General features: G+C 56.3%; 18 protein-coding genes. 5 read left to right on the forward strand and 13 right to left on the reverse strand.

The features are described 5' to 3' along the window. The 3 genes from Q0796_RS11385 to Q0796_RS11395 all read left to right on the forward strand — a co-directional run. The coding region (locus Q0796_RS11385) for a hypothetical protein (RefSeq protein ID WP_298443149.1) at nt 1-325 on the forward strand (325 nt) is incomplete at its 5' end. A gap of 66 nt (nt 326-391) precedes the next feature. After that, a complete protein-coding gene (locus tag Q0796_RS11390) occupies nt 392-730 on the forward strand; it encodes a P-II family nitrogen regulator (protein ID WP_298443151.1) in 339 nt (112 codons plus the stop codon). A 13-nt stretch (nt 731-743) separates the two neighbouring features. Further along, entirely contained in the window at nt 744-1,994 is a 1,251-nt protein-coding gene (locus Q0796_RS11395; protein WP_298443154.1) for an ammonium transporter, read from the forward strand. Nucleotides 1,995-2,066: 72 nt separating this feature from the next. Here Q0796_RS11395 and mdh read toward each other — a convergent pair whose 3' ends face one another. Then, nucleotides 2,067-3,002 carry a malate dehydrogenase gene (mdh, locus tag Q0796_RS11400; protein WP_298443157.1) on the reverse strand — a complete coding sequence of 312 codons (936 nt, stop codon included), beginning with the start codon at nt 3,000-3,002 and terminating at the stop codon, nt 2,067-2,069. 236 nt (nt 3,003-3,238) lie between these two features. Between mdh and argR the strand changes: the two genes are divergently transcribed. Then, nucleotides 3,239-3,709 (forward strand): transcriptional regulator ArgR, encoded by a 471-nt coding sequence (gene argR / locus Q0796_RS11405; RefSeq protein WP_298443160.1) that lies wholly within the window; start codon nt 3,239-3,241, stop codon nt 3,707-3,709. Nucleotides 3,710-3,821: 112 nt separating this feature from the next. Here argR and Q0796_RS11410 read toward each other — a convergent pair whose 3' ends face one another. The 9 genes from Q0796_RS11410 to acnB all read right to left on the reverse strand — a co-directional run bounded on the left by Q0796_RS11410 (nt 3,822) and on the right by acnB (nt 15,897). Then, nucleotides 3,822-4,745, reverse strand: a complete 924-nt coding sequence (locus tag Q0796_RS11410) for a Dyp-type peroxidase (RefSeq protein WP_298443162.1) — start codon at nt 4,743-4,745, stop codon at nt 3,822-3,824. Nucleotides 4,746-4,834: 89 nt separating this feature from the next. Further along, the gene (locus Q0796_RS11415) at nt 4,835-5,866 is read right to left on the reverse strand and encodes an ABC transporter ATP-binding protein (protein WP_298443326.1); all 1,032 of its coding nucleotides are present in this window, start codon (nt 5,864-5,866) and stop codon (nt 4,835-4,837) included. Then, nucleotides 5,863-7,485, reverse strand: coding sequence for an iron ABC transporter permease (locus Q0796_RS11420; protein WP_298443165.1), 1,623 nt, complete (start codon nt 7,483-7,485; stop codon nt 5,863-5,865). Before Q0796_RS11420 ends, Q0796_RS11415 begins: the two co-directional genes overlap by 4 nt. Before the next feature lie 3 nt (nt 7,486-7,488). Next, a complete protein-coding gene (locus tag Q0796_RS11425; RefSeq protein WP_298443168.1) occupies nt 7,489-8,487 on the reverse strand; it encodes a Fe(3+) ABC transporter substrate-binding protein in 999 nt (332 codons plus the stop codon). A 150-nt stretch (nt 8,488-8,637) separates the two neighbouring features. Beyond that, a complete protein-coding gene (locus tag Q0796_RS11430) occupies nt 8,638-9,567 on the reverse strand; it encodes an FAD-binding protein (protein ID WP_298443171.1) in 930 nt (309 codons plus the stop codon). A gap of 26 nt (nt 9,568-9,593) precedes the next feature. Beyond that, complete coding sequence (locus Q0796_RS11435) at nt 9,594-10,343, reverse strand: electron transfer flavoprotein subunit beta/FixA family protein (RefSeq protein WP_298443329.1); 750 nt, start codon at nt 10,341-10,343, stop codon at nt 9,594-9,596. Nucleotides 10,344-10,540: 197 nt separating this feature from the next. Beyond that, nucleotides 10,541-11,584: an AraC family transcriptional regulator gene (locus tag Q0796_RS11440; protein WP_298443174.1), complete on the reverse strand. Its 1,044-nt coding sequence runs from the start codon at nt 11,582-11,584 to the stop codon at nt 10,541-10,543. Between the two features lie 15 nt (nt 11,585-11,599). Then, on the reverse strand, nt 11,600-12,571 hold the full coding sequence (locus Q0796_RS11445; protein WP_298443177.1) for a phosphotransferase: 972 nt from the start codon (nt 12,569-12,571) through the stop codon (nt 11,600-11,602). Nucleotides 12,572-13,302: 731 nt separating this feature from the next. After that, a complete protein-coding gene (gene acnB, locus Q0796_RS11450) occupies nt 13,303-15,897 on the reverse strand; it encodes a bifunctional aconitate hydratase 2/2-methylisocitrate dehydratase (RefSeq protein ID WP_298443332.1) in 2,595 nt (864 codons plus the stop codon). A gap of 274 nt (nt 15,898-16,171) precedes the next feature. Here acnB and hxpB point away from each other — a divergent pair, with 274 nt between their 5' ends. After that, nucleotides 16,172-16,867, forward strand: a complete 696-nt coding sequence (gene hxpB / locus Q0796_RS11455) for a hexitol phosphatase HxpB (protein ID WP_298443179.1) — start codon at nt 16,172-16,174, stop codon at nt 16,865-16,867. Nucleotides 16,868-16,926: 59 nt separating this feature from the next. On the opposite strand, the gene Q0796_RS11460 is transcribed toward hxpB, so the two are convergent. The 3 genes from Q0796_RS11460 to aceF form a co-directional block, all read right to left on the reverse strand. Then, nucleotides 16,927-21,336: an EAL domain-containing protein gene (locus tag Q0796_RS11460; protein ID WP_298443182.1), complete on the reverse strand. Its 4,410-nt coding sequence runs from the start codon at nt 21,334-21,336 to the stop codon at nt 16,927-16,929. A 109-nt stretch (nt 21,337-21,445) separates the two neighbouring features. Continuing rightward, nucleotides 21,446-22,873, reverse strand: a complete 1,428-nt coding sequence (gene lpdA, locus Q0796_RS11465) for a dihydrolipoyl dehydrogenase (RefSeq protein ID WP_298443184.1) — start codon at nt 22,871-22,873, stop codon at nt 21,446-21,448. A gap of 110 nt (nt 22,874-22,983) precedes the next feature. Next, nucleotides 22,984-24,582 (reverse strand): pyruvate dehydrogenase complex dihydrolipoyllysine-residue acetyltransferase, encoded by a 1,599-nt coding sequence (gene aceF, locus Q0796_RS11470; protein ID WP_298443186.1) that lies wholly within the window; start codon nt 24,580-24,582, stop codon nt 22,984-22,986. Nucleotides 24,583-24,584: the final 2 nt, after the last annotated feature.

A 24,584-nucleotide genomic window follows, 5' to 3' on the forward strand; every position in this document is an offset into this window, starting at 1 on the left:
GTCCCTTGCCCGCCGCCGGGCGGTCCCGGCAATGACCTTTATGCCGCAGCTCGTCATGCACAATAAGTTCAACAGCTCATTGGTGCACAGCCTTTTTTGGGGGCCAATTTTCCAACTTCGGTGGCCGCTAATCGGCGCCACTGCGGCGGCATGCGCTCGTCCCTATCCGGTAAACATTTCATCATCATGGCTGCCTTCCCCTGTTTTTCGACCGCATCAGCGCATTGACACCGCGCTGCACAGCAATTGTGCAGAACGGCGGTTCAACATGGTGCAAGTCATTGCTTTGGCTCCTCACCAAAACAATCAAGCTATTGATAAATAGTAACTTTTAATATTGGCACAACAGTTGTAACGCTCTTGGTCACACAGCATAGGGCGAGGAAACACAATGAAACTGGTTAGTGCAATCATCAAACCCTTCAAGCTCGACGACGTACGCGAAGCGATCGCCGAGTTAGGGGTAGAAGGGTTAACCGTCACCGAGGTGAAAGGCTTTGGTCGCCAAAAAGGGCATACCGAGCTGTATCGCGGCGCCGAGTATCAGGTGGATTTTTTGCCCAAGGTCAAACTGGAGATCGCCACCTCGAGCAACAAGGTGGAACGACTGATTGAGGTGATCAGCGCCGCCGCTGGCACCGGCAAAATTGGCGATGGCAAAATTTTTGTTATCGATCTGGAACAGGCGGTGCGCATTCGTACCGGCGAACTCGACGCCGAAGCCATTTAAGGAGACCTACGCCATGGAAGCAACCACCGAGTTAACCAGCACCGTTACCGAACTGCGCTTTGCGCTAGATACCTTCTATTTCCTTATCTCTGGGGCGCTGGTGATGTGGATGGCCGCAGGCTTTGCCATGTTAGAAGCGGGGCTGGTGCGTTCCAAAAACACCACCGAGATCCTCACCAAAAACATGGCGCTGTACGCCATCGCCTGCGCCATGTTTTTGCTGGTGGGCTACCACATCATGTACATCGACAACGCCGAGGGGGGCTGGCTGCCCAGTTTTGGCGGCTTAATTGGCACCCAAGCCGACGGAGCCGATCACGCTCTGGAAGCGGACTTCTTTTTTCAAATGGTGTTTGTTGCAACAGCCATGTCTATCGTCTCCGGCGCGGTTGCCGAGCGGATGAAGCTTTGGGCATTTCTGGCGTTTGCGGTCGTGTTGACCGGCTTTATCTATCCGATTGAGGGGTATTGGACCTGGGGGGGTGGCTTTGTCTCTAGCACCATCGGATTGGTGGACTTTGCCGGCTCTGGCATTGTGCACATGGCTGGCGCCGCGGCGGCAATCGCTGGAGTGCTTCTTTTAGGAGCCCGTAAAGGGAAATACAACGCCGATGGCAGCGTGAATCCCATTCCGGGCTCAAACCTGCCACTGGCCACTTTAGGCACCTTCATCTTATGGATGGGCTGGTTTGGCTTTAATGGTGGCTCGCAGCTGTTGCTGTCGGACGCCGAGAATGCCACCGCAGTGGCCAAAATTTTCGTTAATACCAACTCCGCCGCCGCCTTTGGCGCCATTGCTGCGCTGCTGCTGTGCAAGTTGATCTGGTCAAAGGCGGATCTGACCATGATCTTAAATGGTGCCTTGGCCGGCTTGGTGGCCATCACCGCCGATCCCTTATCACCGTCGTTACCGATGGCCGCAGTCATTGGCAGTTTATCCGGCGGCTTGGTGGTGTTCTCCATCGTGGCAATGGATAAGATCAAACTGGACGATCCGGTCGGCGCCATCTCGGTGCACGGCGTATGCGGCTTATTTGGCTTGATGGTGGTGCCGTTCTCGAATGCCGACGCCACCTTTGGCGGGCAGTTACTCGGCGCTGCGGTGATCTTTGCTTGGGTCTTTAGCACCAGCTTACTGCTGTGGACGGTGCTGAAGTACACCATTGGCATTCGCGTCAGCGAAGAGCAAGAGTACAACGGCATGGATGCCTCGGATTGTGGCATCGACGCTTACCCAGAGTTTGTTACGGTGAAAAGCCAGTAACCGTTCGCGCCTCAATTCAGGCACAAAAAAACCGGCGCAGTGCGCCGGTTTTTTTCGCTCAGAAGCCGGTGCTTATTTCACAAACTCTTCGCCGATCTGGATATCGCCTTTCAGGGTATCCAGCATGCCATCCAGTGCCGCTTGCTCAAAGGCACTGATCTCGCCGTATGGCAAGATGGCTTTGACGCCTTCGGTGCCCAGCTCAACCGGCTGTGCGAAGAAACGAGCGTGCTCGCCAGCGCCTTCAACGTAAGCGCACTCCACCACCCCTTGCTCGCCCTGCAGACCACGAACAACAGACAGACCAAAGCGACACGCCGCTTGAGCCATCGACAACGTCGCAGAGCCGCCACCGGCTTTGGCTTCCACCACTTCGGTACCGGCATTTTGAATGCGGTGGGTCAGGCTGGCGATCTCATCATCGCTAAACTCAACGCCCTCAATCTGCGACAGCAGTGGCAAGATGGTCACGCCACTGTGGCCACCAATCACGTTCAGCTTCACGTCAGCCACGTTCAGGCCCTTCGCTTCCGCGATAAAGGTCTCGCTGCGGATCACGTCAAGGGTAGTCACCCCAAACAGCTTGTTCTTGTCGTAGACGCCAGCGTTTTTCAGCACTTCAGCGGCAATGGCAACGGTGGTGTTCACTGGGTTAGTGATGATGCCGATGCAAGCCGTTGGCGCCACTTCCGCTACTTTGCTGGTTAAGTTGCGAATGATGCCGGCGTTGATGTTGAACAGATCGGAACGATCCATGCCTGGCTTGCGCGCAACGCCCGCAGAGATCAGCACTAGATCGGCGCCTGCCAACGCCGGGGTTGGATCTTCACCGGCAAACCCCGTGGCTTCCACTGCGGTAGGGATGTGGCTGATATCTTTGGCCACACCTGGGGTTACTGGGGCAATGTCATACAATGCCAACTTGCTGCCAGCTGGCAGGTTTAGTTTCAATAACAAGGCCAGTGCTTGACCAATCCCACCTGCGGCGCCCAATACTGCAACTTTCATCGTCGTCTCCGTATATCCATGGAAAATGTGATAATGATCACCTATCTGTGGCGCCCACCATACCCAAAGGCACTGTTATTGGCAATGACCGCCATCAATACCGCCAGCCTTGCTCTACGTACAATAATCACGCCACACCGGTTGAATTCTTATGCTTTTTATTTGAATCAGACTTGCAAAATAAGCACTGTTTATGCACCCTAAGCGCCAATCGAATAAGCAATGAAGCGCAGGTTATGAAAACAGGCAACCAACAAGACGAGCTGATCCGGGTATTCAAGTTAATCTTGAAAGAGGAACGCTTTGGCTCCCAAGGTGAGATTGTTACCGCTTTGCAGGCAGCTGGGTTTGCCAACATTAACCAGTCGAAAGTGTCGCGGATGCTGAGCAAGTTCGGCGCGGTGCGTACCCGCAACGCCAAGCAAGAGATGGTCTACTGCCTGCCGGCAGAGCTAGGCGTACCAACCGCTAACGCGCAATTGCGTAATCTGGTGCTGGATGTGGATCATAACGGCAGCATGATTGTGGTGCATGCCAGCCCCGGTGCCGCGCAACTGATCGCCCGCCTGCTTGATTCCATGGGTAAAGCCGAAGGGATCCTGGGCACCATTGCTGGCGACGACACCATCTTTATTGCGCCGGCAGACATCACTCAGCTGGAATCCACCATGCTGATGATCAAAGAGCTGTTCAACTACGTTGATTGACGCCAACCGCGCATCGGCTTAGCGGCTTTGCCTCGACCAATGTCTAATGCCGCCAACACAAAAACGCCTGACGTAAGTCAGGCGTTTTTTGGTTTTAGCACCGCGCAGTTGCTTAACGTGGCAGGTTCGCCGCCAGATCGAAGAAATCCAACGACGGCGCAAAGAACGAGGCACCGGTGACCGCTTGGGTGTAGTTCAGCAGATGGTCATGATGGCCATGGCCATCGCCGTGCACCATCGATTTCAGCATCTGTTCAAAGTGCACCGGCGTGGCACAGCAACTAATGAAGAACAGCCCCTGCTCTTTCATGTCGCCATAAGGCATGCTTTGACGCAGGATCTCCATCGACTTGCCGTTGGCGTCTTTTAAGTTGGTGCGCTTCACGTGGGCGAAAGCTGGCTTGGCCGCAGAGGGGTATTCAACGTTCTCGGTTTTGGTGCGACCAATGGTGTCTTCTTGAGTCTTTAACGACTGCTGCTGCCACAGCCCCATGTTATGCACGTAACGCTGGGTGTGGATGTAGCTGCCACCGGCAAACTCGCCTTCCCCAACCAGCGCCACTTCGCGGCGGTGGCTGCCAACAGGGTTTTCAGTGCCATCCACAAAACCGGTCAGATCGCGGTTATCCAAGTAGCGGAAGCTGCGTACCTCTTCCACCAGTTCCGCCAGCCCCGTTAAGCGGCGACACACCTCTTGCGCCGCCACGTGGTTGAAATCAACCCGGTCACTGCGCAAATGGATAAACAGATCCACCGGTTGGCTTGGGGCGTGACGATCGTCCGCCGAGAATTGAGGAAATGGGCTGAGCTGTGCTGGCCGTGATTGTGGGTACAAGTTGTCCCAGTAGTTCGCGCCAATGCCAACAAAACCATTAAAGGCGCAATCGGCATTGCGATCCGCCGATTGCTGCATCCAAGAGGCAAGCCCAGCTAATACGCTCGGCAGGGCGGCTTCGGCCCCGTCATGGGCATTAAACATCATATACAGTCCGTGCAGGTTTCCCTCGGCACAGATCCCACCTTGCTCTCTTGGCATCGCTTTGTCCTCTGAATAAAGTCACTCGGCGCTAGTGTGCGCACCGAAAAGGCATCAAGCAAGGGCGATAAAGCTAAAACGCTGATTGATCACAGCAAAACGAGTGAATGCGGTAACGCAGCTACCGCAACCCTAGCCCCTTGCGCCAGATCCAGCAGTTCCGAGCGGATCGCCAAGCGAATCGGGCCAACGTCGACTTGGTAATCACAGTAGGTGCCCGCAAAGCGGCGGGCGGTGATCACGCCGCTGCCATCATCCGCGGCAGCTAAGGTAATTTGTTGTGGTCGCAGCAGCAATTGCGCCCGATGCGAGGGCGGATAACTGAGCGGGCTGGCGCTCTTAATGGTGCCCAGTGGCGTTTCAACCGCATCAACCGCGCTGACGACCGCATCCAGATAGTTGCCGCCCCCTAAGAAGTCCGCCACAAAGCGGCTGGCCGGCTGCCGATACAGCTGTTCGGCCTGCCCTTGCTGCACCACTTTGCCGTCTTGCAACAGCGCCAGTCGATCAGCGAAGGCGAAAGCTTCCTCTTTGGCGTGGGTAACGAAGATGGCGCTGACCTGTTGCGATCGCAAGATCTGCCGAATTTCCGCCATCATCTCGCCACGCACCTGCGAATCGATGTTGGAGAAGGGCTCATCTAACAACAGCAGCTGCGGCCGATAGGCCAGAGCTCGCGCAATGGCTACCCGTTGCTGCTGGCCACCAGACAGCTGGTGAATGTAACGATCCCCTAAGCCATCGAGCCGCACCAACAACAGCATCTCGTCAATCCGTGCCATTCGCTCAGCCTTGCTCAGGCTGCCCAAGCCAAAACCGATGTTGTCGGCCACGCTCAGGTGCGGAAACAGCGCGTAGTCTTGAAAAATCACCCCGACCCCGCGCTGCTCTGGCGGCAATGAAAGCCCCTGGCCATGCAAGCTGCGCCCTTGCAGGCTGATCTCGCCCCCAACCTGTTGCTGCAACCCCGCAATGGCGCGCAGCAAGGTGGTTTTACCGCAGCCACTGGGGCCCAGCAGCGCCAGAATTTCATTGCGCTCTACCGCTAAGTCAATGCCGCTAAGCACCGCTTTGTCGTGGTAGTGACAGGTCAGTTGATTTACTTCTAAGGTGGCCATCAGTGGGTTTGTTCCAAACTTCGATTCAGCAACCAAACCGGCAGCAAGCCGGCAATCACGATCACCAGCGCCGGTAAGGCGCCCAGTTCCAGCGCCTCGTCAGAGACAAACTGGTAAACGTAGGTCGCTAAGGTTTCAAAACCGATGGGTTTCAGCAGCAGCGCCGCCGGCAACTCTTTCATCGATTCCATAAAGACGATCACCGCTGCGGTCAGCAAACCACGACGCAGCAACGGCAAGTGCACCCGCTTCAAGGTGGCGCCAGGGCCACAGCCCATGGTAGCAGCCGCCATGTCCAACGACGGGTTAATGCGTTTGTAAGACGCCTCTACGCTGCCCAGCGCCACCGCCAAAAAGCGCACCGTATAACCAAACAACAGCGCCACCATCGAGCCCGATAACACCAAGCCAGGTAAGGGTTGCGCCAGCCACTGCGCCACATCATTGATGCGGTAATCCAACCACGTCAGCGGGATCAACACACCGATGGCCAACACCGTGCCCGGCAGCGCATACCCAAAGCCCGCCAGCTGCGCAGGCCATTGTGCGACCTCAAGCCGTGCCAAAAATTGCAGCAACAACGCCACGGTGATGGTGAGCACCGCCACCGACGCCGCCACAAACAAACTGTTGCTGCTAAACTGCCAAAACTTATCCAGCTGCGCCCAATCCAGATAGGCGATGGCGTAATCCAGCAAAATGGCGGCGGGCACCGCAAAAGACAACGACAGCAGCAACACGCAGTAACCACAGGCCAGCCAACCGCGCCAGCCTCGTAAACGATAGGGGTCAAACCGTTGGTTGCTGTCGCCCCGCTGAAACAGCTTCTGCTGGGCTCGGCCTCGGCGTTCTAGGCCAATCAACAGCAGCACCCCCAGCAGCATCAAACAGGATAAGCGGGCGGCGGCACTGAGGCTACCGTAGTCCAACCAGACGTCGTATACCGCGGTGGTTAGGGTGTTCACCGCGAAGTAATTCACGGTGGCAAAATCCGCCATGGTTTCCATCGCCACCAAGGCGATCCCCACCACAATGGCTGGCCGTGCCAGCGGCAAACTGATCCGCACGAAGCTTTGCCACGGGCTGCACCCCAGAGTGCGGCTGGCCTGCATCAGGTTACCGGCTTGCTCTAGAAACGCGGTGCGCGCCAGCATAAAGACATAGGGAAACAACACCAACGCCAGCATCAGCGCCGCGCCGCCTAAACTGCGTACTTCAGGGAAGTAGTAATCGCTGGGACTGCTCCAGCCAAAGACGTGGCGCAATGCCCGTTGCACCGGTCCAGCGTAATCCAACAAATCGGTATACACATAGGCCACCAGATAAGCGGGCATCGCCAAGGGCAGCAACAACGCCCATTGCAATTGCCGTTGGCCGGGAAACTGACACATCGCCACCAGCCACGCGGCGGGCACCCCCAGCAACGCGCTGCCCAGCCCCACCAGCACCACCATCGCAACGGTGTTCGCGATGTAGTCCCCTAAAACGGAAGACGCCAGCTCGGTAAAAACCTCGCTGGCGGGGAGCAGCCCTTGCTGTAGCAGCGCCGCCACTGGCGCCAGCAACAACAAGGTGATGGCAATGCCGCTGGCGGGCCAGCGGCGACTGATCGGTTGCTTCATCGCTTACAGATCAAATTTAACCTGATCCAGCAACTTCACCGCGTCCTTGTGGTGTTCAGCCAGTTTGTATACTGGCAGGCTATCGGCTTTAAATTCGCCCCAGCTGGCAACCAGCGCCGATGGTTTCACCGCAGGGTTGACTGGGTATTCCATGTTGGCTTCCGCGTACATCTGCTGCGCCATTGGCCCAGACAGGAATTCCAGCAGTTTCACGGCGGCTTCTGGTTGCTTCGCATGCTTGGTTAACACCGCACCGGATACGTTAACGTGGGCACCGCGGTTCGCTTGGTTAGGGAAGTTGATTGCCACTTGATCCGCAAAAGGCTTCTGCTTGGGATCGCTCAGCATCTTGCCGAAGTAGTAGCTGTTGCCAATGGCGTAATCACACACCCCTTCGGCTACCGCTTTGATCTGAGCGCGATCGTTGCCCTGTGGCTTACGCGCTAAGTTGGCCTTCACCCCTTGCAACCAAGTGCGGGTGTCGGCTTCACCGTGGTGTGCGATCATCGACGACACCAAGGCGATGTTGTAGGCGTTCTTACCAGAGCGCGTACAGATCTTGCCTTTGAACTGGGGCTGAGCCAGATCTTCATAGCTGAGAGCAGCCTCACCCACCCGTGCTTTGGAGCTGTAGACGTTACGTACCCGTACGGTAAGCGCAAACCACTGGTTATCGGGATCGCGATATTGCGCTGGCAGGTTGCGATTCAATACGTCGCTTTCAACTGGCTGCACCAAATCCATCGCCACTAGGTTAGCCAAACGTGAGATGTCGGTTGTCAGCATCACGTCCGCTGGCGTCAACTTACCTTCGCGCTTTAGGCGTTCATCCAAGCCTTTTTTCGCAAACACCACTTCGGTGTTGATGCCGGTTTCAGCGGTGAATTTTTCCAACATTGGTTCAATCAAAAACGGCTGGCGGTAGGAATAGATGGTAACGGTAGGGGCGGCTTGGGCCACGGCAGTAACCATTAAGGCGGCTGCAGCTAGTAGACGACGCATTGGAGCTCCAATATGCAAATGGTAATAGTTCTTCTTTAGAATAGTATCCACTTAATGCAGCAGCAACAAGCCGCTAATGGCTAAATTGTATGCGTGCGCGCACAAAAACGGCACCTTTCGGTGCCGTTGTTTGTCCAATGAATAAGACAGTTACAGTGCTGACTCCAACTCTGGCAGCACATCAAACAGATCCGCCACTAAGCCGTAGTCAGCCACTTGGAAGATAGGGGCTTCTTCGTCTTTGTTGATGGCGACGATGATCTTGGAGTCTTTCATTCCCGCCAAGTGCTGAATGGCACCGGAGATCCCCACGGCGATATACAGGTTCGGTGCAACGATTTTGCCGGTTTGGCCAACCTGCATGTCGTTCGGCACAAACCCCGCGTCGACGGCAGCACGCGACGCACCAACGGCGGCACCCAGCTTGTCGGCAATGCCATCGAGCAAGGCGAAGTTGTCGCCATTACCCATACCGCGACCGCCAGAGATGATCACTTCCGCCGCAGTCAGTTCTGGGCGATCCGACGCCGCCAGTTGCTCAGACACATACTGAGAGACATCGGCGTTGTGCTCGCCCTCAATCGCTTCAATGCTGGCGCTGCCACCGCTGGCGGCAACCGCATCAAAACCGGTGCCACGCACGGTGATCACTTTGATGGCATCCGCCGATTGCACGGTGGCAATGGCATTACCGGCGTAAATGGGGCGGGTAAAGGTATCGCTGCTCTCAACCGAGATGATGTCGGAGATCTGGTTGACATCCAGCAGTGCGGCTACCCGTGGCAGCAAGTTTTTACCGATGGTGGTGGCGGGCGCCAAGATGTGGTGAAAACCGGCCCCAAGCTCTGCCACCAACAGGGACACATTCTCTGCCAGCTGATGTTCATAACTGGCTTTATCCGCCAGCAGCACCTTGGCAACCCCTGATACCTGCGCGGCTTGCTCGGCCACCGCCTGACAGCCCGCACCGGCAACCAGTACGGTTACGTCGTTACCAATGGCAGCAGCAGCGGCCACGGTGTTTAAAGTCGCGGGCTTCAGCTCAGCGTTATCGTGTTCTGCAATAACCAATGTGGTCATGGTTCAATTCCTTCTGAGTTAGCCGATTACAGCACTTTGGCTTCGGATTTAAGCTTCTCTACCAGCTCGGCAACCGAACTGACCTTCACCCCAGCACTGCGCACCGGTGGCGTGGTCACTTTCAGTGTGGTCAGCTGTTGGCTTACGCTAACGCCCAAGTCATCTGGGGTGGTGACCGCCAGTGGCTTGCGCTTGGCCTTCATGATGTTGGGCAGCGACGCGTAACGCGGCTCGTTCAAACGCAGATCGGTGGTAACAACCGCTGGCAGTTTCAGTGCCAAGGTTTGCATGCCGCCATCCACTTCGCGGGTCACGGTGGCTTGGCCATCGGCAACCACCAGTTCGGAAGCGAAGGTGGCCTGTGCCATGCCAGACAGTGCCGCCAGCATCTGCCCAGTTTGGTTGTTGTCCGAATCGATCGCCTGCTTACCCAACAACACCAAACCCGGCTGTTCTTGCTCAACCACCTTGTGCAGCAACTTGGCAATAGAGAGCGGATCCGGCGCTTGAGCGACATCCACTTGAATGGCGCGATCGGCCCCCAGTGCCAAGGCCGTGCGAAGCTGCTCTTGGCAGGCTTTATCACCAATGGAGACCACCACAATTTCATCCGCCACGCCTTTTTCTTTCAGGCGCACCGCTTCTTCTACGGCAATTTCACAAAAAGGGTTGATGGCCATTTTGGTGTTGGCCAGATCCACGTCGGTGTTATCCGCTTTCACGCGAACTCGCACGTTGTAATCAATCACGCGCTTAACTGCGACCAGTACTTTCATTACGTCCACCTGCTGTTGGCGATGCATCCATTGCATCCAGTGAAAGCCATTGTGTGAGCTGGCGCACACTTTGCCAATGACCGAAAAGGCCAAGCTAATAGACCAGATCGGCCATGAGCCCATCACGGCTGCGACTTTAGTTTAGGTTTTAAAATCGAATGAGAGGTCGGTAAGTGAACAGGCACTAACCCTGATAGTCAGCTTAGAATGGTATTCCTGAACTCACCTGGGGTTTGTCCGGTCCACTGTTTAAAGGCACGAATGAAGGGGCTGGGATCTTCAAATCCGACCAGTGTGGCCACGTCATGAATAGACAATTCAGGACAATTTAAGTAATCGAGCGAGGCTTCATAACGACATTGGCTTTTCAATTGAGAGTAATTTAAGCCCTCGTTCGCCAAATGACGCCGCAGTGTACGCGCCGACATCCCTTCCATTTTTGCCATCTGCTCAAGGCTGGGCAACGCGCGGCTGAAGTCGCGCCCGAATCGCGCCCGAATGCGAGCACTGATGGACTGATCGCCATTCACCATCACCACCAATTGGTGCGGTGCGGTTTTTAAAAAACCGCGCCAAGCGGCTTCCGATTGCACCAGTGGCCGCTGCAACCAACTGCGGGGAAACCAGAAACAGTTTTCTTGCTGCCGAAACTGCAATGGGCATTGAAACAGCAGTTCATAATCCTGGGGGTTGGGCTGGGGCGCAAAGGTGAAGCTGGCTTGCGCCAGTGGCAAGCGGCAGCCGATCATCCAGCTAATAAAGTGGTGCCAGATCGACAGCGTGGTGCGGATCAACGCCGGTGAGCGGTTTAACACCACCTGCTCGATGATCTCATTGGGCAGGCTGTTGAGCGGCCGAAAATGAAAACGCACCAACTCACCTTCAATGGTGATGCTGGGTTTGATGGTTGGCCCTTTGCAAATCTCGTAAAAATCGCTGCAGCGATGCAGTGCGGTTTCCAAATCGTTGCAGTGTTCGATGGCGTAACACATCATGCGAAAAGTGCCGCTGGGGATCTTACCGCCGGTCAGCATGCCAAATTGTTCATCTTGCAACAGCTCGGTTAGGCGTTGAAATAAGCGCGCAAACTGCATGACCGGAAACTGCTGCTGCTGCAACTGCTCGGGGCTGATCCCCACCGATTGCAGTAATTCGGGCACGTCGTACCCCTGCTGCTGGGCGTGGCTCAGTAAACTTTCGATGTACTCGGTCGAAATGCTTTGCCCTTTGCTGATCGCCACTCCTTGGCCTCCTTGCTATTGCGCTAACTGGGTTAAGGTGCGTGCCACCGCAGCCTGCAGGCAGGGGTTCACCTTCCAATGTTGCGGCGCCCAGCCATTAAGAAAACGGGCAAAATCCGCTTGTTCGACATCATACAGCGCCCGCCATTCGTGCTCGATAGGCTCAGGATCGATCCGCCGTTGCCGCAGCACCTGCGCGAACTCGCTGAAGTAATAGCCTAACCACTGTTCACGCTGCTGCAGCGTCTCGGCGCCGCAGCTTCCGAGAAAATACGCCACATCACGAACCCCACTGCCACCGCCAACGTATTGAAAATCCAAAGCGGCGGCTTCCTCGGCGGCTAAGCAGAAATTCGCCAGCTTGGCATCGCCGTGGATCAGGGTTTGGTATTGCGCCGCCTTTAGCCGCCCATCAATGCGGCCAGCGGCTCGTTGCAGCGGCCGATCCGCCATCTGCGCCCACTCTTGCGGCCGAGTATCCAGATGCCAATAGCTGCCTTGTGGCCAAAGGCCATCCGTTGAGTGGTGCAGATAGTGGCCATGCAACTGCGCTAACCATTTCAGGCAAAGCCGAATTTGGGACGCGGTCGGCGCCGCGACCGCGCAATCAAAACCCGCGGCGTGCAGATCTTCCAGCACCAGCAGGTGATCGTCGCCATGGTGCTGACTGAGCAGCAGCCGCGGCATGCGACAAGGCGGGGCGATGCTGCCCTCAGGGCTGGGCACGGCGCCCGCCACAAGATGGCGATACCAATGGCTCTCAACCTGATAGCTGCGCAGTTTACGGCGGTGGGACAGATCGCTGTGCCAGCCACGGGGATGATCCACCGCTGTGGGTGGGCTGATCCGCTTCACCACAACCGTGGTGTCGGCCACTTGCCAGCGTTCAATGGCACCATAGCCACTCCACAGCGATTGCACCGTGCTAACAAAACGTGGCTGGGCACCATCAAAATGGCGACGCAGCAGATCAGCGACAACAGACATAGGCAACTCACAGCAACAACAGTGGCGACAATGTAGCAATAAATGCCCAGTCAGCGTAGCAATGCGTACGCCCGCCGCGCTGTCGAGGCCGGACTGCTGCCATCACTCACGTCTGCAAACCACGACCACTAGCCACAAAGACGACCCCATAAAAAAGGCTGTGTATTAGTTAACTGTTGGCGTTGCTGCGCGGTAGCTACTGTCGCCTGCGGCGAGCTTCGATGGCACTGCTTTCAAGTGGTTATGTCGCGGTGGCGACGGCACTGCATCGATGCGCCATCCATGGCTTAGCAATGCACTCGCAACATCCTGTTGCTTAACCTCATTTTGCAGTACACCGCTCAACGCTGTGATGCGACAGTAAAGTCGGTGCGGAGCATCTGTCACGGCTAAGTAATCATCTGGCGGTGATAACTTTCTGCCGACTTGGTGACGCCGAGTGCAGCAGTGATGGAATAAAGCCGAAGGCAGGATGCCGCAGAGGCCAGTTAAGCCATGGATGGCGCATCTGGCCGTTGCTGCAACGCAATGCAGCGAGAACGAGGGGCAGTCGTCACCTCGGAGGCGCTCAGGATTGCAAAGGGACGAGTCCCTTGCCCGCCGCCGGGCGGTCCCGGCAATGACCGTTATGCCGCAGCGGGTCATCCACAATAAGTTCAACAGCTAATTGGTACACAGCCCATAAAAAAGCCCCGCTCAGTCAGCGGGGCTTTTGGGCTAACGCAGCGCGTTTACGCTGGCTGCTGCAGGATCACCTCGCCCGCGGGCTTGGTGTACTGCTCCATCTGGTGGAAGTTCAAGTAACGGTAGGTGTCCGCCGCTTGCGCATCGATGGTTTTGGCGTATTCCATGTACTCCGCAACCGTAGGCAACTTACCGGTAATGGACGCCACTGCCGCTAACTCAGCCGAGGCCAAGTAAACATTGGCGCCGGTACCCAAACGGTTGGGGAAGTTACGGGTCGAGGTGGATACCACGGTGGAGTTATCCGCTACGCGAGCTTGGTTACCCATACACAAGGAACAACCCGGCATCTCGGTGCGCGCCCCCACCTTGCCATAGATACCGTAGTAGCCTTCTTCGGTCAGCTGCTGCGCATCCATCTTGGTTGGCGGTGCCACCCACAGACGGGTTGGCAAGGCCCCTTTGTGCTGATCCAGTAGTTTACCGGCGGCACGGAAGTGACCAATGTTGGTCATACAAGAACCGATAAACACTTCGTCAATCTGCTGGCCTTGTACGTCAGACAGCAGGCGGGCGTCATCGGGATCGTTTGGCGCACACAGGATTGGCTGATCGATCTCAGCCAGATCAATTTCGATCACTTCGCTGTATTCGGCGTCAGCGTCGGCTTGCATCAGATCCGGCTTAGCCAGCCAATCTTGCATCGCTTGAATGCGACGCTCGATGGTACGGCGATCGCCATAACCTTCAGCGATCATCCACTTCAGCATCACGATGTTGGAGTTCAAGTACTCAGCGATAGACTCTTCGCCCAGCTTGATGGTACAGCCAGCGGCGCTGCGCTCTGCTGATGCGTCAGACAGTTCGAACGCTTGCTCAACGGTCAGGTCATCCAAGCCTTCGATTTCCAACACGCGGCCAGAGAAGATGTTCTTCTTGCCCTTCTTCTCTACGGTTAACAACCCCTGCTTGATGGCGTACAGCGGAATGGCGTGCACCAAGTCGCGCAGGGTAATGCCCGGCTGCATCTTGCCTTTAAAGCGCACCAGCACCGATTCCGGCATATCCAATGGCATGACGCCAGTGGCCGCCGCAAAGGCCACCAAACCAGACCCGGCTGGGAACGAGATCCCCAGTGGGAAACGGGTGTGGGAGTCACCACCAGTACCAACGGTATCTGGCAGCAACATGCGGTTCAGCCACGAGTGGATAACACCGTCTCCTGGGCGCAGCGATACGCCGCCACGGTTCATGATGAAATCAGGCAAAGTCGCGTGGGTGTTCACGTCTACCGGCTTAGGGTAAGCGGCGGTGTGACAGAACGACTGCATGGTCAGATCCGCCGAGAACCCCAAACAGGCCAGATCTTTCAGTTCATCCCGGGTCATTGGGCCGGTGGTGTCCTGAGAACCCACGGTGGTCATCTTCGGCTCGCAGTATTGGCCCGGACGCACGCCGGTAACACCACAGGCTTTACCCACCATCTTCTGCGCTAAGGTGTAACCCTTGCTGCTTTGCGCCACGTCTTGTGGGCGACGGAAGATGTCAGAGGCGCCTTGACCCAGCACTTCGCGGGCGCGATCGGTCAGGCCACGGCCGATGATCAGTGGGATCCGGCCGCCAGCGCGCACTTCATCCAACAGCACGTCGGTCTTGAGACTGAATTCAGAGATAACGTCACCGGCTTCGTTCTTCACCACACCTTGGTATGGGAAAACAGTGATCACATCGCCCATGCTCATGTCATCAACCGGCATTTCGATTGGCAAGGCACCGGCGTCTTCCATGGTGTTGAAGAAGATCGGCGCAATTTTACCGCCAAAACAGAAACCACCAGCGCGCTTGTTTGGCACGTTAGGAATGTCGTCGCCCATGAACCACAGCACCGAGTTGGTGGCGGATTTACGAGAAGAACCCGTACCCACTACGTCACCGACATACACCACCGGGTGGCCTTTGGCTTTCAGCTGTTCAATCAACTGTACTGGGCCCACTTCTCCGGCTACGTCAGGCACAATGCCATCGCGCGCGTTTTTCAGCATCGCCAAGGCGTGCAGTGGGATATCCGGACGCGACCAAGCGTCTGGGGCGGGGGACAGATCATCGGTGTTGGTTTCGCCAGTCACCTTAAATACGGTCAGGGTGATCTGCTCAGCCAGAGTAGGCTTCGAGGTAAACCACTCTGCTGCTGCCCAAGACTCAACCACTTGCTTCGCCACGGCGTTGCCAGCGTTCATCTTCTCAACCACATCGTGGAAGGCGTCGAACATCAGTAGGGTGTGCGACAGGGCTTCAGCGGCAATTGGCGCTAAGGCCTCGTTATCCAGCGCGGCGATCAACGGTTCGATGTTGTAACCGCCCTGCATGGTGCCCAGCAGCTTGATCGCTTTCTCGGCGCTCACCAGTGGGCTGCTCACTTCCCCTTTGGTGATGGCCGCTAAGAAGCTGGCTTTAACGTAGGCGGCTTCATCAACGCCCGGTGGAATGCGGTTTTCCAGCAGATCCAACAGGACTGCTTCTTCACCAGCGGGCGGAGTCTTGATCAGTTCGATCAGCTCTGCGGTTTGCTGCGCATCGAGGGGCTTGGCAACGATCCCTTGGGTGGCACGTTCTGCGACGTGTTCACGATAGGCTTCTAACACAACGGAATTCCTCTTCATCCTGGCAAGCTCACGACAAGCTGCACATCCTGTGAACCGGCGAGCGTTAATCAACAGAACTGTGATTTACGCCACACCTTGCGTAGGTGCGGGCAGTATAACGGGGTTATGCTCAGTTTTGAATCGGAACGCCGATGCCTTAGCCCAAAGTTTAAGGTTATGGTGGCATTTATCCGCAACTAAGCGCGATCTGCGCTTTTCTCTGCCAATTCGCTGCACTACCATCCAGCTTTGCTTTATCTCTGAGAATAATACGATGTCTGAGCAGCAGTTAAGCGGCCCAATCGCGGCGGTGATTTTTGATATGGATGGGGTACTGGTGGACTCGGAACCCTTTTGGCAGCAAGCCGAGTTAGCGGTATTGCCGCGCTACGGGGTACCGTTGACCTTAGCCGATACCGTCACCACCAAGGGGCTGCGTATCGATCAAGTGGTGGCGCTGTGGCACCGCCGCTATCCGTGGCAGGGCACCAGCATCCACGAGGTGGCCGAGCAGATTGTGGCCAAAGTGGCTGAGTTAGTTCGTACGGAAGGGCAACCGCTGCCCGGTGTCGCCAGCGCCATTGCCGCCATTCAAGCGGCCAAGTTGCCGTTGGCATTAGCCACTTCGTCCCCGAGGCCATTAATTGAGGCCACCTTAACCCGCTTGGGCTTAACCGACACCTTCATGGCGTTGTGTTCGGCGGAAGATCTGCCTTACGGCAAGCCGCACCCACAGGTTTACTTAAAGGCCGCAGCTGCACTGGGGGTGGCACCAGAGCACTGCTTGGCCATTGAAGATTCGGTCAATGGGGTGATCGCCGCGAAAGCCGCCACCATGCAGGCGTTGGCCATTCCTGAGGCGGAACAACAGCAGGATCGCCGCTTTGCCATCGCCGATCTGCAGTTCAGCAGCTTAACTCAGCTCAGCCCACAATGGTTGGCGGCGCAGCAACGAACACCGAGCAACTAACACCGAGCAACTAACACCGAGCGCCCAACCTGAAAGCCGAACCCACTCGCACCCAGTTACTACAGCGTTGGCTGCAGTAACTGGGTGTGATCCCACTGCTGCAGCCAGCTCTGACATTGATCGGCGCTCATCGGCTTAGCAAAGCGATAGCCTTGCACTAAATGGCAGCCCTGTTGCTGTAAAAACGCTTGTTGTGCCGCCGTTTCTACCCCTTCGGCCAACACCTCTAATTTAAGGTTTCGGCCCAGATCGACAATGGTTTGAATAATGGCGGCGTTGGTGGCCGATTGCGGCAACGACAGCACGAAGGAGCGATCGATCTTCACCTGATCCACCGCAAACTGACTGAGGTACGCCAAGCTGGAGTAGCCCGTGCCAAAGTCATCAATGGCCACCCGCACCCCCAGTTGCTGCAACGCATGCAGATGACGCTGCACCAGCTGCACTTGCTGCATCAATACCCCTTCGGTGATCTCGATGCACAGCTGCGCCGGTGCCATGCCGGTCTGCTCTAATACTTCGGCAACGTAATCAACAAAGCCCGCTTGGCGGAAATGGATGGCAGAGACATTCACCGACAACAGCAGTTGCTTCGACTGCGGCCAGCGCACAAATTCACGGCACGCTTGGCGCAAGGCCCAGCGGTCAAGCTTGGTGATAAAACCGTTGGACTCGGCAATGGCGATAAACTCTTCCGGTGCCACCGCACCAGTGCCCACATCAAACCACCGCAGCAGCGCTTCCACCCCCACCACTTTGCCGCTGTCCATATCCAACTGCGGCTGAAAATACACCTGCAGCCGTTCATTTAAGAGTGCCTCCCGCAGAGCGCCATCCAATGCCAAGTGGTAACTGGCTTGGTCATTACGCTGCTTGGTGTAGAAACAGTAGCGCCCTCGCCCTTCCTCTTTGGCTTGGTACATCGCCAAATCGGCATTCTTCACCAAGCTTTCCAGCTGATCGCCGTCTTCTGGCCAGCACGCGATGCCAACGCTGGTGGTGAGATAGAACACTTGGGTGTCCAGTTCGAACGGTTCGCTGATCGCCTGCAACAACCGCTCGGCCAAGCGCTCTAGCTGCTCCACCTGCGTCAACTTCGGCACTAAAATCACAAACTCGTCGCCACCAAAGCGGCACAGCAGATCATCCGCACTCAATTGTTGCTGCAAACGTCTGGCCGCTTCCACCAGCAGCGCATCCCCCGCCGAGTGGCCATAGGTATCGTTGATGTGCTTAAACCGATCCAGATCCAAAAACAGCAGCGCCGCCGATTGCTCCAGTAAGCGATTTTGCTGCAATAGCCGTTCTGATTTCTGATTAAAATTAGAGCGATTCAGTAAGCCAGTGAGCGGATCGAAGTTCGCCAAACGCTGCAACGCCAATTCCGTTTGTTTACGCTCAGAGATGTCACTGAACAAAATGATCCAGCGCGGCTCCGGCTCAGTGGCCATGGTGTTGACGCTGGCGGCCATCGGCAACGGCACCCCTTTGCTGTTAAACAGAATGATCTCCCCTTGCCACGGGGTGGGCATCGCCATCAAATCCGCCACCGTTAGGCTCTGCTCGTGCTGCCAAAAACGCATAAAGTCGGCACTGTGCAGATCCCCTTGGCGACAACCTAAGATCTTAACCGCTGCGGGGTTGGCGCTCACGATGGTGAGGGCACGATCGAGGATCAACACCCCTTCCGCCGCGTACTCAAACGCCAGTGCGTACAGCGAGTGTTCCTCTTCCAGCCGCCGCGTATGGGTGATGTCGGTGTAGATCCCAGCGCTCACCAGTGGCTGGCCATCGACCGGATCCCGCTGCACCACTTGGCCGTTGGTGCGGATCCAGCGCCACTGGCCTTTGCGATCGGTTTGACGATAAGTCACGTTGTAATGATCGCTGTGGCCACAGATGTGTTGTTTCCAAGCGCGACTGACCGCCAAACGATCGTCTGGATGAATCACCATCGATTCCACTTTCAGCTGCTGGGTTTCGCCGCTGCGACTGAAGATCTTTTGCCGATCGTGAATGTGCAACAAGCCGTCTTCTCGGCGCCACTCCCAACTGTCAGAGTGGCCAGCGTTTAACGCGCTTTGCAGTTTTTGGCGGCTGTTGGCCAACTGTTGTAAGGCGCGGTTGCCTTGGTGGATCCGCGATCGCAAGTTCAGCATGGCGATCAACATCAGCAACAGCAGCCCGCCCACCCCGCTCAGTTGGATCCAAGGTTGTTGCCACCAACTTTGCTGCACCGTAAAGCGCACTCGGCTTGGCAGTGTTTGCCAGCGTCCCTGTAACGATCCGTACAGTTCCACCTCGTAATCCCCTGGCTCAAGGTGGCTGAAGGTCAGCCGCTCGCCCTGATCCAGGTTGATCAGATCCCCGGGCACACCGCCAACGTTAAGCCGATAACGAAAATGCTTCGGGCTGGGATCCAATAAGCGGTTACTGGCGAACTGTAAGGTCAGCAGCTGCACTTCGGCATCCATCTCGATCCGGCTCAGCTCTGGCCGCAGCCACTGTTGGCGGCTGCCATCTTTACGCTGCAGCAGGACCGATTCCACTAAGGCGTGTTGGCCTCGACCCACCACAAACATCTTATCGGGATCCAGCACCGCCATGCCGGAGCTGCTGCCCACCATAAACCCCAGTTCCGGCTGGTAGAACATCGCCCCTTCGTTGAAGTCCACCAATGGCAAACCATCGTAACGATCGACGCCGATCACCTCGCCGGTGGCCGGTTCGATCCGGTATAAGATCCGATCGCACCCCAGCAGCACCTGTTGCAGATGGGTGGTGGCAAAGTTGGGATTGTCACAACGCAGCCCCAGATGTTCGGTAATGGCGGCCACTTCATTCCAGCGCACATCGTATTGCCATAGGCCATGGCCAAAGTTTCCAAACCAGATCCGCTGCTCTGAGATCGGTAAGATCATACTGAAGCTGTTCAGCCGCTGCGCCGAAGGCAGCCGCGACAACAGCGATTGGTATTGCTGCTTGGCGTCAAAGTAGCCCAGGATCGCTTCGCCGGCGACCCACATTCGTTGCTGCTGATCCAGATAGAGATTGCGGATCCCCAGTAACGGTTCACCCTCCACGGAGATCACCTCAATGCGGCCATCGTCCCACCAACGAAACGCTTCCAGATCGGTCACGATCAAGGTGCTGTCGTCGGCATCCACCAACAGATAGATGCTGCGCTGCGCTAAGTATTCGGCCCCTGCTGGGCGCAGTGCTGTGGCCACAAAGGTGCGCCGATCGATCCGGTACAAGCCATTGCTGCTGCCAACCAGCCAATGCTGTTGATCTTGTGCGATCACGGTCCATGCCGCGCCGCTTTCATCCAAGCCTGGCAATGGAATGTGGCGGTATTCGCCCGTGTGCCGGTTAAACCACTGCACCCCGCCATCGCTGGCCAACAAGCGTTGATCGGCATCGGCCCAGATGTGCCAAATGGACTCCGATTGCATCTGTGGGAAGCGTTGCTGTTGGTAGATCTCTTCGACAAAGCTGACCATTGGCCGCAGCGCCATGATCCCTTGGTAGTTGCTCAACAGCCAGATCCGCTGTTTGCTGTCGAGCATCATTTTCACCAGCAGGGTGTTGTCGAAGCCGCTGCGTTGGGGCAAGGGTTGCGGCTCTGGGGCCAATTCACCGCTGCGCCAAAGCCAGAGCTTGCCACGGCCAAGCAGCCACACGTTGCCGCGAGGATCCATCTGCAGATCCCGCACCGGCACATCTAATATCGACTGCGGTGGCAACGTGGTTGATTTGGTGTTGATGGCCATGAGCCCAGTGCTGCTGGTGGCCCAAATGGTGTTGAGATCGTAATCGAGCAACCGCACCAATTCGCCCAGCTGTTCGCTCCAGCGGTTTTCATTGACGATGTTGCCCTGCCGATCCAGCTGCCATAATTGGTGCGGCGCCGCGACCCAAAGGGTGCCATCACTGTGGTGTAACACTTGCCGATAACGCTGCCCCGAAGGCAGAGTGGCCACCAATTTCAGCTCATTCAAACCTGGGTTGAGCCGGTAGAGTTGGCCTTGATCGGTGATGAACCAGATCAGCCGCTGCTGATCCTGGTAGAAGGCGGCGGTGCTGCTGGTGGCCGGTAGGATAGGAAAACGATCGGAAAGCAGTGTGAATTGGTTTTGGCCAATATCAAACAACGCCATCTGCTGGGCTGTGCTGACCAACAGGCGTTGATCCGGCAACACTTGCAGCGCCCGATAGACGCTGTTGCTTAAAGGCCCGGTTTGGCTCCGCAGATCCACCCGCCGCACGACCCGATCACTTAAACGGTAAAGGCCGTCTTCGGTGCCGATCCACAGCAAGCCGTCTTGATCCTCAGCGCTGCTGAGCACCACTTGATTATGCAGCCCTTGCTCCACACCAATAAAGCGAACCACATTCGCCAGGCTATTGGTGGCAACAAACAGCCACAATAACGACAGCCATTTCAACCAGTAATTCCCTTTTTTCACAGTGCTTTCCATTGCCAGTGATGCTCTAAAAATACGCTATTTCCGCTAAGGCTTCATCCATTAAAAAAGGCAGCCCGATGGGCTGCCTTAATAGACTTAATGGTAAGTCTTATTTCTTTTTCGCTTTGGCGTTGGGTAAGTCAGTAATGCTGCCTTCGTACACTTCGGCGGCCAAACCAACTGATTCATGCAGGGTTGGGTGAGCATGGATGGTTAAGGCCAGATCTTCCGCATCACAACCCATCTCAATCGCTAAGCCGATTTCACCCAGCAACTCACCGCCGTTAGAACCGGCAATGGCACCACCAATAACGCGATTGCTGTCTTTATCAAAGATCAGCTTGGTCATGCCGTCAGAGGCGTCCTGAGCGATAGCACGACCGGAAGCAGCCCATGGGAACACGGCAGTTTCGTAGTTGATGCCTTGCTCTTTGGCTTCTTTCTCGGTCAAACCAACCCACGCGATCTCTGGATCGGTGTAGGCGATGGATGGGATCACCTTAGGATCGAAGTAATGCTTCTTACCGGCAATCACTTCCGCCGCCACGTGGCCTTCGTGCACGCCTTTGTGCGCCAACATTGGCTGACCAACGATGTCACCAATGGCGTAGATGTGCGGCACGTTGGTGTGCATCTGCTTATCCACGTTGATGAAACCACGCTCATCAACGGCGATGCCTGCGGCTTCCGCGTTGATCAGCTTACCGTTCGGCAAACGGCCAATGGCAACCAGTACCGCGTCGTAACGCTGTGGCTCGGCTGGGGCTTTCTTGCCTTCCATTGAGACGTAGATGCCATCTTCTTTGGCTTCAACCGCAGTGACCTTGGTTTGCAGCATGAACTTGAATTTCTTGCTCATGCGCTTGGTAAACACGCGAACCACGTCTTTGTCGGCAGCTGGGATCACTTGATCCAGCATCTCAACCACTTCCACGCTAGAGCCCAGCGCGTCGTAGACGGTGCCCATTTCCAAACCGATGATGCCGCCGCCCATGATCAGCAGCTTTTCTGGCACTTCTTTCAGTTCCAGCGCGTCGGTGGAATCCCAGATCCGTGGATCTTCATGGGGGATAAACGGCAGCTCGATTGGGCGTGAACCCGCAGCGATGATGGCGTTCTCAAAGTTGATGGTGGTGGTTTCACCGTCATCACCTTTTACGTCCATGCTGTTGGCGCCGGTAAACTGAGCGTGGCCGTTGACCACCTTCACTTTACGCATCTTCGCCATACCACCTAAGCCACCGGTCAGTTGACCGATCACTTTTTCTTTGTGGGCACGGATTTTATCTAAATCGATTTCTGGTGCACCGAAGCTGACACCGTGAGCACTGATGTGCTTGGCTTCGTCGATCACTTTGGCGATGTGCAACAAGGCTTTTGATGGGATACAACCCACGTTCAAGCATACGCCACCCAAGGTGCTGTAACGCTCGACGATAACGGTGTCTAATCCTAGATCGGCGGCACGGAAGGCCGCGGAGTAACCGGCCGGTCCTGCACCCAAGACCACAACTTGGGTTTTGATCTCTTGGCTCATGATATTCCTCTAATTCTTATGCATTCCATTGGGGGCGGAGGCATTGTACGCGCCCCCGCGCCGGAACAGAAGATGGATCACAAAGATCCACCTTTCCGTGAGGTTTACACTTATAAAACCAGCTTGCGAATGTCGCTTAGGTAGCCAGCCAAAGTGGTGCTAAAGCGAGCGCCATCGGCCCCATCAATCACGCGGTGATCGTAAGACAGTGACAGTGGCAACATCAGTCGCGGCTTGAATTCATTGCCGTTCCACTTTGGCTTCATCTCTGATTTAGAGACACCCAAAATGGCCACTTCTGGTGCGTTCACGATTGGGGTAAAGGCGGTGCCGCCAATGCCACCCAAGCTGGAGATGGTGAAACAACCGCCCTGCATCTCGCCTGAGGTTAACTTGCCAGCGCGGGCTTTCTTAGAGATAGCCAGCAGCTCTTCAGACAACTGGTAGATGCCCTTTTGATCCACATCCCGTACCACCGGCACAACCAAACCGTTGGGCGTATCCACTGCCACGCCGATGTGGATGTACTTTTTGCGGATCACGCTTTGGCCATCGGCACTGAGCGAGGAGCAGAACTGCGGCAAGTCAGCCAAGGTTTTGGCAACCGCTTTTAAGATGAACACCAGCGGGGTGATCTTAAAGCCCAGCTCTTGCTTCGCCACGTCGATGTTCTGCGCTTTGCGGAACGCTTCCACTTCAGTGATATCAGCTTCGTCAAACTGGGTAACGTGCGGGATCATCGCCCAGTTACGGGACATGTTGGCGCCGGTCAGCTTCTTGATCTTGTTCAGCTTGATCTCTTCCACTTCACCAAACTTGGCAAAGTCGACTTTCGGCCAAGGGATCAGATCCAACCCGTTGCCCGAGCTCACCTGACCAGACTGAACCTGCGCCAGTGCGGCTTTCACGTAAGACTGCACATCTTCTTTGACGATGCGTTTCTTGCGGCCGGTGCCGGTCACTTTGCCCAGATCCACACCAAATTCCCGCGCTAAGCGGCGGATCAGTGGGGTGGCGTAAGCGTAAGCGCTGTTTTCAGCAAACTCGTTCGCCGCGCTGGCCACTGGGGCGGGGGCGGCTTTTGGTGCTGGTGCTGGTGCAGCAGGCGCAGGGGCTACTGGAGCGGCCGGAGACGGAGCTGCTGCGACAGGAGCTGCTGCGACAGGAGCGGCAACCGAAGCGGCCACTTCAAACACCATGATGGCGCTGCCGGTCGTCACTTTGTCACCGAGGTTAACGTCGATGGACTTGACCACACCGGCCATCGGCGCAGGGACTTCCATCGAGGCTTTATCGCCTTCAACGGTCAGCAGCGATTGCTCTTCGGTGACGATGTCACCCACCTTCACCAAGATCTCGGTCACTTCCACTTCGTCGCCACCAATGTCTGGTACGGCAATGGTTTCAGCGGAGGCCGCGGCTGGTGCCGCAGCCACTGGGGCTTCGGCGGCTGGCGCCTCAACCGGTGCCGCCGCAGCGGCACCTTCAAAGATCATGATCAAGCTGCCGGTAGCGACGTTGTCGCCTAGGTTTACTTTGATCTCTTTCACCACGCCCGCTTGTGCGGCGGGTACTTCCATCGAGGCTTTGTCGCCTTCAACCGTCAGCAGTGATTGCTCCAGCTCAACGTTGTCACCAACTTGAACCAAGATTTCAGTCACTTCGACTTCATCAGCGCCAATGTCAGGTACGGTAATTTCAATTGCCATGT

The organism is uncultured Ferrimonas sp. (assembly GCF_947489035.1).
Classification (GTDB): Bacteria; Pseudomonadota; Gammaproteobacteria; order Enterobacterales; family Shewanellaceae; genus Ferrimonas.